Source organism: Brasilonema octagenarum UFV-OR1 (assembly GCF_963888615.1).
Taxonomy (GTDB): domain Bacteria; phylum Cyanobacteriota; class Cyanobacteriia; order Cyanobacteriales; family Nostocaceae; genus Brasilonema; species Brasilonema sennae.
The window spans coordinates 1-11,087 of sequence record NZ_CAWPKW010000115.1 but is presented as its reverse complement, the minus strand read 5'-3'; the positions used below and the strand labels follow the sequence as shown (position 1 = coordinate 11,087).

Annotated in this window: 8 protein-coding genes; 5 read left to right on the top strand and 3 right to left on the bottom strand. The window is 40.9% G+C overall.

Annotated features, from left to right (window positions below; translation table 11 throughout):
• Positions 1-174: 174 nt before the first annotated feature.
• From AC5590_RS08820 to AC5590_RS08800, 5 genes are all read left to right on the top strand, one after another.
• The gene (locus AC5590_RS08820) at positions 175-1,761 is read left to right on the top strand and encodes an NACHT domain-containing protein (protein WP_441293684.1); all 1,587 of its coding nucleotides are present in this window, start codon (positions 175-177) and stop codon (positions 1,759-1,761) included.
• Position 1,762: 1 nt separating this feature from the next.
• Positions 1,763-2,467: a WD40 repeat domain-containing protein gene (locus AC5590_RS08815; protein WP_169268513.1), complete on the top strand. Its 705-nt coding sequence runs from the start codon at positions 1,763-1,765 to the stop codon at positions 2,465-2,467.
• Complete coding sequence (locus tag AC5590_RS08810; protein ID WP_169268512.1) at positions 2,464-3,621, top strand: AAA family ATPase; 1,158 nt, start codon at positions 2,464-2,466, stop codon at positions 3,619-3,621. Before AC5590_RS08815 ends, AC5590_RS08810 begins: the two co-directional genes overlap by 4 nt.
• Before the next feature lie 279 nt (positions 3,622-3,900).
• Positions 3,901-4,080: a DUF433 domain-containing protein gene (locus AC5590_RS08805; RefSeq protein ID WP_370460852.1), complete on the top strand. Its 180-nt coding sequence runs from the start codon at positions 3,901-3,903 to the stop codon at positions 4,078-4,080.
• Between the two features lie 108 nt (positions 4,081-4,188).
• Complete coding sequence (locus tag AC5590_RS08800) at positions 4,189-6,237, top strand: potassium channel family protein (RefSeq protein WP_348982778.1); 2,049 nt, start codon at positions 4,189-4,191, stop codon at positions 6,235-6,237.
• A gap of 227 nt (positions 6,238-6,464) precedes the next feature.
• On the opposite strand, the gene AC5590_RS08795 is transcribed toward AC5590_RS08800, so the two are convergent.
• The 3 genes from AC5590_RS08795 to AC5590_RS08785 form a co-directional block, all read right to left on the bottom strand.
• Complete coding sequence (locus tag AC5590_RS08795; RefSeq protein ID WP_169268511.1) at positions 6,465-7,832, bottom strand: serine/threonine protein kinase; 1,368 nt, start codon at positions 7,830-7,832, stop codon at positions 6,465-6,467.
• A gap of 17 nt (positions 7,833-7,849) precedes the next feature.
• Entirely contained in the window at positions 7,850-9,160 is a 1,311-nt protein-coding gene (locus AC5590_RS08790) for a serine/threonine protein kinase (protein WP_169268510.1), read from the bottom strand.
• A gap of 561 nt (positions 9,161-9,721) precedes the next feature.
• Positions 9,722-10,618 (bottom strand): class I SAM-dependent methyltransferase, encoded by an 897-nt coding sequence (locus tag AC5590_RS08785; protein ID WP_169268509.1) that lies wholly within the window; start codon positions 10,616-10,618, stop codon positions 9,722-9,724.
• Positions 10,619-11,087 lie beyond the last annotated feature (469 nt).

Genomic DNA, 11,087 nt, shown 5'->3' with positions numbered 1-11,087 from the left:
TAAAACGGACTGAGTAAGTTTTTTAGTCCGTTTTAACGGACTTGGTTTATTAGCCTTGAACTTCAGTTCAAGGTGTGCTCAGGTGGAGGTGCAAGATCTGAGTAAATATTTTCTGGAAAGACTGGTATCGTATTTGTAGCTAATATCCAGTCATTTATTACACAACCATTTATTATGATCTTTACAGAACTTATTGGGCAGCTACCCAAGATTGCTGATGCTCTTGGTCAACTCCGCACACAAGCTCAGAACTATCCAAATCTTATTAAAGAATTACAGAAATGGGGACTAGACCCGACTCAGCCTCCGGAAAAACCTGATGCTATTTATGCTTGGAGTATCGTCAAGTATTATCAGGAGTTTCAAGGAATGCAGCTGATGATAGATTTGTTGGGTGAAGACGAGATAAAAAAGACTTTTGTAGAAAAATATAATGCTAATGACTTAGCAAAATTTTTAAAACTAGCAAAAGATTTTATTATTCGCAGGGGGTTGTGGCGTGAGTTTGGAGAAAAAAAGCTTGACCTGAGAGCAGAGATTCAAAAATTTTCTAGTGTTTACACTCAAGTTACGAAATGGACTAAATCTCCTCTAAAAGTTTTAAGTGATTCAGATTCTACTAAATTTTCAGAATATTCGCTTTATCCAAAAGAGTTCCAAGCATTAATACAGCAAAAAATAGAGTCATTTCGCGGTCGAGAATTTGTTTTTGATAAAATACAACAGTTTGTTTCCCGTAACTCTAACGGTTACTTTACTATCGTGGGAGATGCAGGGATGGGAAAAAGCACGATAGCGGCTAAGTTTATTTGGGATCAGAAATTTCCTTGCTATTTCAATATTCGCTCTGAAGGTCGCAATAGACCTGAGTTGTTTTTGGAACGTATTCGTCAACAGCTTATTAATCGTTATTGGTTGCAGAATGCTAAAGATGATAATTTACAAACTTTGCTTCAAAAAGTCAGCGATAATCTGTTAGATGACGAACGCCTTGTAATTGTTGTTGATGCGCTTGATGAGGTAAAGCAAGAAGACCAAGATAAAAATCTTTTGAATTTACCGACGACACTCCCCAATAAAGTTTATTTATTGTTGACGAGACGACCTTATATTGCAGATAACAAGCGCTTATACACTCAAGGAGTTCCTGAAGAGGAGTTAGATTTAAGAAATCCGGAATATGGAGATTTGAGCCGTAAGGATATTGAAAATTATATTTGGTTCTGTATCCAAGAAAATCTCAAAACTAAAGATAGTCTTAGGAAGTGGATAGCAGAGCGTCAAATAGCTGCTTTCACTTTTGTTGAGCAGGTAGCTGAAAAAAGTGAAAATAACTTTATGTATTTGTATCATCTCTTGCCAGGAATTGCTCAAGGAGAATACAACGACCTATCCTTAGAAAAATTTCCTAAAGGTCTTGAGGAATACTATCAAACCCATTGGAGGAGAATGGGTATGGATACAGAACCTAAGGAAAAGATGGTGATTATTCTATTTATTTTAGTGGAAATTAGTACGCCTATTCCCTGTGAGATGATGGCAAAAATTACCAACCAGGATGAATATGAGGTGGAAAAGGTTTTGGAGCAGTGGGTTGAGTATTTGAAAGACCAAAAAGTAGATAAAGAAACCTGTTATAGCATCTACCATACAAGTTTCCTTGACTTCCTGAAAGGCAAACGGGATCTGAAGAAAACCCGGAAACTATTTGACGAAGTTAACCAAAAAATTGCTGAATATTATATCAGGGAGATGGCGTAAGATGGGGAAACTTGCCGAGAAATTAGCTGCAAAACCTCTCTCGTTCCAGAACGCATATCTGAGCAGTGCCGTAAAAAGTTACGTGAAGTCGGGGAAATTTGCAGAGTGCTACCAAACTTTGACTGATTTCGACTATTTAGAAGCCAAGATTAAGCGTCCTGAATTTGGAGTGCAAGCGCTGATTACAGATTACGATTTGATTGACTCGTCAAAGGTGGCAACTCACTCAGACGATAACTCCCATGAAGTAGAAACGCTGAAACGGATTCAAGGAACGCTGCGTCTATCAGCGCATATTTTAGCTAAGGATCACACGCTACTGGCAGGGCAATTATTAGGGCGGTTGCTGTCTTTTCCCCAACCTGAGATTCAGGCATTATTAGCACAGGCAAAGCAGTGGCAAGATGATCCTTGGTTGCGTCCCCTGACACCTAGCTTAACTCCTCCCGGTGGGCGTTTGCTTCGTACTCTCACAGGTCATAACCACTGGGTAAACGCACTCGCCCTCACCCCAGACGGCAAGCGGGTGATTTCTGCTTCCTATGGGACTCTCAAAGTTTGGGACTTGGCTGATGGTAAAGTTATTACCAATTTTACTGCTGATAATTCAGTATATTGTTGTGCTGTTGCACCGGATGGCATGACAATTACGGCAGGGGATAGTTCAGGACAGATTCATTTCCTCCAGTTAGAAGCAGGTTTATGAATATCACACCTCGCCCCCCAACTGCTTCCCAAAAAGAATTCCAGCAACTGATTCACGAGAAAAGCTGCAATTTTGTTGGTCGTGAATTTGCCTTTACTGCCATTACCGACTTCCTCAACGACCAACCCTGTGGTTACTTTACCATTGTGGGCACACCTGGCAGTGGCAAAAGTGCCATCCTCGCCAAGTATGTGATGGACAATCCTTCTGTTGTTTATTACAGTGCGGAAGTTGAAGGAAAAAATTTGAGTACGGAATTTCTCATAACTGTTTGCACTCAGTTAATAGGGAAAATGGGGGATACAAATGTGTCGCTTCCTGATCACGCTACCGAGGGAAGTTGGTTTTTCTCACTTTTACTTCAGAAAGTGAGCGATTTACTAGAACCAGATCAGCGTTTGATTATTGCTATTGATGGGTGCGATCAAATCGACCTCAACAACCAATCTCCAGACTCAAATCTATTTTACCTTCCTAGATATCTCCCAGAGCGAGTTTATTTTCTCCTCACCCGTCGCCCCTTCAAGAGCGAAAAATCTGGTTTATTAATCGAAACTCCTGCTCAAATTTTGGATTTAGAAGCATATTCCGAACAAAACCGAGAAGATGTGCAGACCTATATACAACAATATATTTCACTCACACCCTCCTTTTTTAAAAACTCTGGGTGGATAACCAATTGTAGAGACGTTACATGTAACGTCTCTACAAGTGAACAAGAATTCTGCCAACAGCTCACACAACAGCTAACAGTCAAGAGCGAAAACAATTTCATGTATCTCAACCACATCTTAAAAGCAATCTCCCAAGGCTTTTATCCCGATAGCCCAAGCGTGGCGTTAGCCATACCCTTCCAATTTGAACCACTCCCTCCAGGATTAAAAGCGTATTACAAAAATCATTACCAGCGCATTAAGGGTAAAGGTTTGTCTTCAGTTGGTAATCGTGTATTAAAATGTCTAGCACAGCTTGTGCAACCCCTTTCAGTAGAATTAATCGCCCAAATGGTTGATGAAGATGAATACGAAGTAGAAAAAGTGCTGGAAAATTGGCTGGAATTTTTATATGAGGAAATCAGAGGAGAAGAAATCTTTTATAGTTTGTATCATTCCAGTTTTGCGAACTGGTTAGGCAAGCAACTAAATTTAGTTTAGACGAGGTATTAAGAGTTGATTTATGTTAGTTTTAGAAACACACATAGGTGGGCACTGCCACTAAAACCCTTATATGGTTGGCAGGATCTAACTAGCAGTGCCCACCCTACACTACTACACGACTCAAGATTTTTCTGGTCAGGCAAGGAATTAAATTTAGTTTAGACGACGTATTTTGGAGAGTTGATTTATGTTAGGTTTAGACAGAATTACCTTCGATGCCCGCATCATGGCTGGACAAGCTTGTATATTGCTTCGCAACGCTGACGCGAACGTGGAATGAGAATTCCTGTTTCGTTAGTTGTCAATTTGGTGGCGAATGGGAAACCCGTAGAGGAAATTTTAGAAGAATACCCTGATTTAGAACCAGAGGATATTCGCCAATCTCTGCTTTATGCTGCTTGGTTGACTCAAGAGCGGGTTTATTCTTTCACAAATGCTGAAAAACAAGCATCATAAAATTTTTAGCAGATATGGGAATTTCTCTACGCACAGTAATTAATATCTATAAATTAGTAGTCCATAATTGTAAATACATATTAACAACCAGTAATACAGGTGCATCACGTGGTACAGCCTCAGGTGCTCTTAGATCAGTTTTTAGTTTGCGGATTGGGGAGTTTAGGTCAACATTGTGTTGTCGCCCTCAAACAGTTTGAAGTCAGCGTGATTGCTATTGACAAGAACCTGCCCCAAGACTGGGAATTTTCTCACCTTCCAGATTTATTAGATAATTTACTTGTTGGTGACTGTCGTCAAATCAGTGTTCTAGAGCAAGCTAAAATCCAACAGTGTCGAGCTGCCATCATAGTCACTAGTAATGAGCAAGTGAATGCAGAGACAGCTTTAGCGGTGCGGAAACTTAATCCCAAAACCCGCTTAATTGTTCGTTCATCTAAAAAAAATCTCAATGAATTATTGAGTCAACATTTAGGGAATTTTGTTGCCTTTGAACCAACTCAACTACCTGCGCCAGCTTTTGCTCTTGCTGCTCTTGGTACAGAGACATTAGGATTATTTCACTTACAAGGACAGTGGCTGCAAGTTGTCAAACGTACTTTATCACCAACAGACCGTTGGTGCAACAACTCTACCTTGTACGAACTGAATACTCACAAGCGTCGGATTCTCTATCACACATCTGGTGCAACTTCTTTATCCAAAGCTTTCCATGAATGGGAGCCAGATACACGTCTGATGCCGGGAGATACGATTGTTTATATTGAGACTATAAAACCAACTTCTACTAATTCTAAGAAACTGGTAAGAAATACCTGGTATAATCCTTGGCACTTATTAACAACACTAAAACACCTTAACTGGTTAACTATTAAGCAGCAATTTATCACATTTTTGCGAAAATCTGACGAAAATCGATTTAAGCAGTTAGGTATTATCTGTGGAGTGATTGTCAGTTTTTTATTGCTATTGGGAACGGTTTTGTATCAGTTAAGCTATCCCCAAATCAGCTTGATAGACGCCTTTTTTACCTCAATGATGCTACTTCTCGGGGGATTTGGTGATTTGTTTGGTGGGTTCAATTTCACACTTCCTGTTCCCTTTTGGTTGCGGTTCATTAGCTTGGGAATGACAATCACTGGTACAATCCTTGTGGGGATATTCTATAGTTTTTTGACAGAAAGACTTTTAGCTGCCAGATTTCAGTTGAATAAACGACGTCCACCCGTTCCTCAAAAAGACCATGTCGTCGTGGTGGGACTCGGTCGGATGGGTCAGGGAATTGTGGAGATTTTACAAGAATTCAACCAACCACTTGTTGGCATCACCCTAAACACAGACTTTGACATGACAATTCTACCAGAGATGCCACTCATAACTGGTTCGTTAAAGAGGTCTCTTTCCAAGGCAAATCTTCAGACAGCAAAAAGTGTCGTTGTGGTAACTGATGATGAGATGCTGAATTTGGAAGTCAGCTTAATGGCTTATGATGCAAATCCAGAAAGCAATTTGGTTATCCGCACCACAGGTCTTAGTTTAAGTGACAATTTGGCTGAACTCTTGCCGAATGCTCAAGTTTTGTGTGTCTATGCTGTAGTCGCTGAAGCTTTTGCTGGGGCTGCATTTGGGGAAAATATTATTAATCTATTCCGCGTTGATCACAAAACTATCTTGGTCACAGAATACCAAATTGAAGCAGGTGATACGCTCAATGGCTTACTGCTATCTGAAGTTGCTTATGGCTATGGAGTTATTCCAATTCTTTACCAAAAAGAAACAGAAATGCCTAAGCTTATGCCTTCTGAGGATATTAGTTTAGTTGTGGGCGATAGCTTCGCTGCTGCGCGGAGCGCAGATCGCATGGTAGTGTTAGCAACAAGCGATGGTCTACAGCGGATTGAGCAGGGATCTGCGATCGCCACATCAAAAACCTGGCAAGTACATATTACAAAAGCTTTGACAGAGGAAGCACAATTTGAGGGGGCGAATGTTCTTGTTCGCATTTCGGGATGCAGTCTCAACACAGCGAGAACAGTGATGAAAAACTTACCAGAAACATTACATGTACCACTTTATAAGCATCAAGCTCAGCGACTTATTATAGAACTAGCTAAAGCTCAAGTTACAGCCCACTTGCTTAGGACGGATTCTCCTTAGTTATCAGTTACCAGTTATCAGTTATCAGTTAAGTAGGTCAACATAAAAAATATAAAATACGATTCTTGCGATTGCTTCCCTCCACTACGTTCCGTATGCCCTCCCTTGCCCGCTACGCTAACGCAATGACATTTTACGTTTAATTAGGTTGAGCTACTTATCAGTTGTTACTGTTCACTGCGATCCACTGAGCGTGGTCGTTGTGTTCACTGTTCACTGTTTACTGTTCACTGATTTAATTTCAACCAATCCTTAATCTCGTCAATTAACCAATGGCGTTCCACAGTTGCTAAAGGACTAGAGGTGAGCTTCTGTTTATCAGAATATTCAATTGTCACGCCCCGAGGTGCAGAACCCTGTTGAACTATCTCTTCATACACTCTACAAATCAGTGGAGTTTTTCCTCGATACCGCCAATAAGATAAACCAAATAACTTCCAGCGAATCTCAAAATCTTCACGATCAAAGTACATATCTGTATGTCTAAAAGCAGGTAGCACTGTTGCTTGGAATAGGACAAACACTAATGCTAAAAGAGGCAGAATATACAATATCGAATGGTAGATAAGTCCGGTTGAAAGTAAATTAAACCACTGTGGTATTTGCCAAACGAAAGGAATAATTAAGCCTAGAAGATAGAATAATTTAAATGTTTTTCTTCCGCGTCTGGGGATTTTAATTTCTATTTTGTGAGCAGACTTTTTGATTTGAACTAGACTACCTGTGGGCTTACGGCTAGTGAGTGGTGGGGTGAGTGCGTGTCTATTCTTGAGCGTATCTAGGGCTTGGCGTGCAGAACTCAGTCGCTCTGTAACATTTGGTTCTGTCAGTTTACCAATCCAATTCACAAAACCCAAATCGACACTTACTTTATCAGCAAACTGAATGCGGGAGTTCTGGTATGGTAAATCAGCAGGAGGCGTTCCGGTGAGGAGATGAATTAAGGTTGTACCTACAGCATACAAGTCAGAAGCGGGAACAGCACGACCTGCAAACTGTTCCATTGGTACATAACCGTAGGTTCCTACAACTGTAAAAGTCGCACCTTCTAACACCGCTTGATCTTGCACTGCGCCAAAGTCAACCAGGTAAACGCGCTCATCCTCACCCCAAATTAAATTGCTGGGTTTGATATCTCTGTGCAACACAGGAGGGTTGAGTTCGTGCAGGTAAACAAGAATGCTCAAAATTTCTGTTGCGATCTTTTCCACCTGTGACTCAGAAAACCGATGCCCCCGATTCAGCAGTTGCTGGAATGATGTTCCGGGAACGTAACTGTGCACTAACCCAAACCAGGGAAATCTTGAGCCAGGTTGCTTTTCCAAAACAAAGTCATCCCGATACTTGGGAATTCGGGGATGATTGAGATTTTTCAGCACTTGAGCTTCACGTTCAAACAGCTTATGTTCATCCCACTGCATCTGCGGACTCAGAGCAAGCAGTTTGACAACCACTTGTTCTTGAGGCTGTGTATGCAAATCTACTGCTAACCAAGTTTGACGACTAGCATCTTGCCCTAATTTTTCTTTAAGTTGATAACGAGACTCCTGGGGAGTCGCCTCGCGAATGCAAAGAACTTGTCCACCTTCTGCCATAACCAAAAGCTTAAAATCTAAAGTCCCAACCAATGCTTGATTTCATCTACGAGCCAACGGCATACCTGATGAGAAAGAGGTGGTTTCAATCTTCCAAATGAATACTCTTCGACACCAACAGCCAAAGTTACCTCAGGAATTTTCTTGTTACCATAGCCGCCAGAGTCACTTTTAAAAACATTATCAATCTCTAAGACATTTCCTCGCTGTCGTTTGATGCAAAAACCTAATAATTTCACTTCAATTTCAAATTGCTGATGATCGAAGTTGATATTGGTTTGGGCAAACACAGGTAATAGAAACCAAGCCCCCAATACAAGACTACCTGCCAACCAAAACAAATAAACCCAACCGCTGATCAGCATCGACAGCCAAAATAACCAAAGTCCCAACCCCGTCAGTACAAGCCAATTTCTTGGGGTAGATATTACCTTGTACCAAGGGACATGAAGTTGAATCTGCAAGCGCCTTGGTGATTTGTCCACCCAAATGCAACTTTCCGGGAGTCGTGGACTAGCAATTTTGATCGCATTTTGATTAGCCCTAAGAGCGTCAAGTGCTTGTTGAGCGCTACTAAAGCGTCTTTCAAGATTAGGCTCAGTCAGTTGCTCTAACCAACGGACAAACCCAGGATTGAGCCTGACAAGGTGAGCAAACTGCAAGCGAGAATCTTTCTGAGGCAAATCTGCTGGAGAAATACCCGTCAGCAAATGAATCAATGTTGCTCCCAAAGCATAGAGATCAGATGCTGGAGTTGCTCTTCCGCCAAACTGTTCGAGTGGTGCATAGCCATAAGTTCCCACCACTGTAAAAGTAGCACCTTCTCTTGCAGCGCGGTCTTGTACTGCACCAAAATCAACCAAATAAATACCAGAATCTTTACCTACTAGCACATTGCTAGGCTTAACGTCCCGATGCAGCACAGGAGGACTCAAACCATGCAAATAAATCAGAATTTTTAGAATCTGAGCAGCAATTTTACGAACTTCTGGTTCTGCAAACACTTGACCTTTAGTGAGTAATTGCTTGAGTGATGTACCAGGAATATATTCTTGAACTAACCCAAAGTAGAGTAACTGGTCATCAATGCAAAAATAATTACGATAGTCAGGAATGCGAGGATGGTTCAACTGTTTTAAAACTTGTGCTTCTCGCTCAAAGAGTTTCAAACTCTCCCACTGCATCTGGTCGCTAAAGGTCAACAGTTTGACCACAATATCGTCTTGTGTTGACAAATCCAGTGCTAACCAAGTTTGACGACCTGCACCTTCACCCAGCTTTTCTTTCAGTTGATAGCGATTATGTATAACCTGTTGCGTTTGCAGCATCGTGTTGCTATTCCTCAACACTTCTGTTGTACCAAAATAACACTCTTAACCCTAAAGATAACAAGGCAATCCCTGTTGAAGGGAAGTATTCCAATATCTATAGTAATAAAATTAATATACAAAACGAAACAACCGTATTCCGGATGTCCTGAGCAAAGTTTTGGTAGACACACCTGATACAAGGCACTTGGGTCACTACCTAATTATACTAGAGAGCAATTTATCTTGCTTTTGGTTTTTTCGGACTTGTCTGTGGTGGACAAGTACAATTACTTCCAGGGTTAGTAGGATTAGATGCTTGGGATCGGATAACATCCCCCGCCTGCGGCGACAGAGTTAAAAAGGGGGTAAAATAGCCCACTGAATAACAAGGTTCCCGACTCCTTTAAAAGTTGTCGGGAATCTGAGCAGGCACTTTCACACAAATCAAATATAGGATTCCTATTTGAGTTTTGACGAAGCTAGGTACACCTTTATTTCTTCTTTCCTGTTAAGCGTTAAGCGTTAAGCGTTAAGCGTTCCCTTCCCCTCCGAGTTCGTTCACCAAATCAAACCGAATTCCTATAGTTGACTACTGTAAGCACTATAGCCATAAGCTAGAGTTTCTTTCATCGCAGCCGACGGCTTGAGACTTCTGTTAATTGAATTAGCAAAGGGTATCTGGATTCCTTTGATGGTTTCTGGTAAAATTGCATATTCTTGTGTTGGTTCTACGATGTATTGTGGACACTTAGTTTTCATTCCAGAAGTAGTTAACATTGCATTTATTTCTGCAGATGAATATTGCTTGAGATAAACTGAGTTCTGTTTTGGGTTTAACCTTCTGACTAAATTATGAATTATATGAGAAGGACAAGACTTGTTGTGGAAAGAATGATTGAAGACGAAAGTTCCACCTGGCTTGAGTACACGAGATACTTCAACCAAGAGGTTTCTAATCTGTGCTTCTGGTATATGCATAAATACACAGTTAGAAATAATCAAGTCTACAGAATTATCTTCTAAAGGCAGTAATTCAGCAGAAGCACAAATAATGTAAAACTCTGCTCCAGGGAAAAAATCATATTCTTGCTTACACTTGAGTAACCGTCGCAATAAAGACTCCGAGATATCAATGCCATAATACTTTTGACACCTCAAATTTTTGTCCTTTGAAAGAAACAAAGGAATTCGACCATACCCACAGCCAATTTCCAGAATAGAATCCACAGACTTATTGATAGGAAACTTATTCCAAGTTCCTCCAGGTCTTCCGGTTAAAAGAGTGTAATCTTGTTTCAGTGGTGATGTTTCTTCTGCTTGTTCAATTTTTTGAGAACCGTAGTACGTCTTACCAATTTCGTCCCATCTTTGTTTTTGTTCAGTACTGTTCAACTGTTCGTAATCGTTAGGAAAATAAATGCCATCCCGAAGTTGAAAGTCATTCAAACTGATTTTGGCGTTGAGTGATGTGCTCATGAGATTATTCCTGCTCAAGTCCTTAATATGTTTCTGGTTATACTCTGAAGTTCATCTAAACTTCAAGTCGTCTTACTTATGGTTTTTACTTTTATTTATACATATAAAAATAAAAAATTCTTCTATTCCAAAGTCTTACATAACCGAGGGAAGGGGAAAGGGATATAAGCCTCGGGCGTGATGCCAGGGTGACGTACTATAGCAATCCTAAATCATAAGCCCTACGGGCACGCTGGGCGAACATGAGAAATTTGGAAACAATTGGGCGATTATAAATCGCTACTACACAAACCAAGTCCACCTACGTGGACTTAATAAAATAACCCGCACAGGCGGTGAGACAGCGCGAATCACGGCTTTCCCGACCTAGGCGACTGCGTAAGCGCAAGCGCACGAATCGAGCGTATCTCTTTGAGAGACGCTGAGTCGCAAAGCGACACGCTGCGCGAACGCGAACGCGTAAGCGTGT

Coding starts and splice junctions, on each gene's coding strand:
- AC5590_RS08790 (WP_169268510.1), bottom strand. CDS start 9,160: ATGCTGCAAACGCAACAGGTTATACATAATCGCTATCAACTGAAAGAA.
- AC5590_RS08815 (WP_169268513.1), top strand. CDS start 1,763: ATGGGGAAACTTGCCGAGAAATTAGCTGCAAAACCTCTCTCGTTCCAG.
- AC5590_RS08810 (WP_169268512.1), top strand. CDS start 2,464: ATGAATATCACACCTCGCCCCCCAACTGCTTCCCAAAAAGAATTCCAG.
- AC5590_RS08805 (WP_370460852.1), top strand. CDS start 3,901: ATGAGAATTCCTGTTTCGTTAGTTGTCAATTTGGTGGCGAATGGGAAA.
- AC5590_RS08785 (WP_169268509.1), bottom strand. CDS start 10,618: ATGAGCACATCACTCAACGCCAAAATCAGTTTGAATGACTTTCAACTT.
- AC5590_RS08795 (WP_169268511.1), bottom strand. CDS start 7,832: ATGGCAGAAGGTGGACAAGTTCTTTGCATTCGCGAGGCGACTCCCCAG.
- AC5590_RS08820 (WP_441293684.1), top strand. CDS start 175: ATGATCTTTACAGAACTTATTGGGCAGCTACCCAAGATTGCTGATGCT.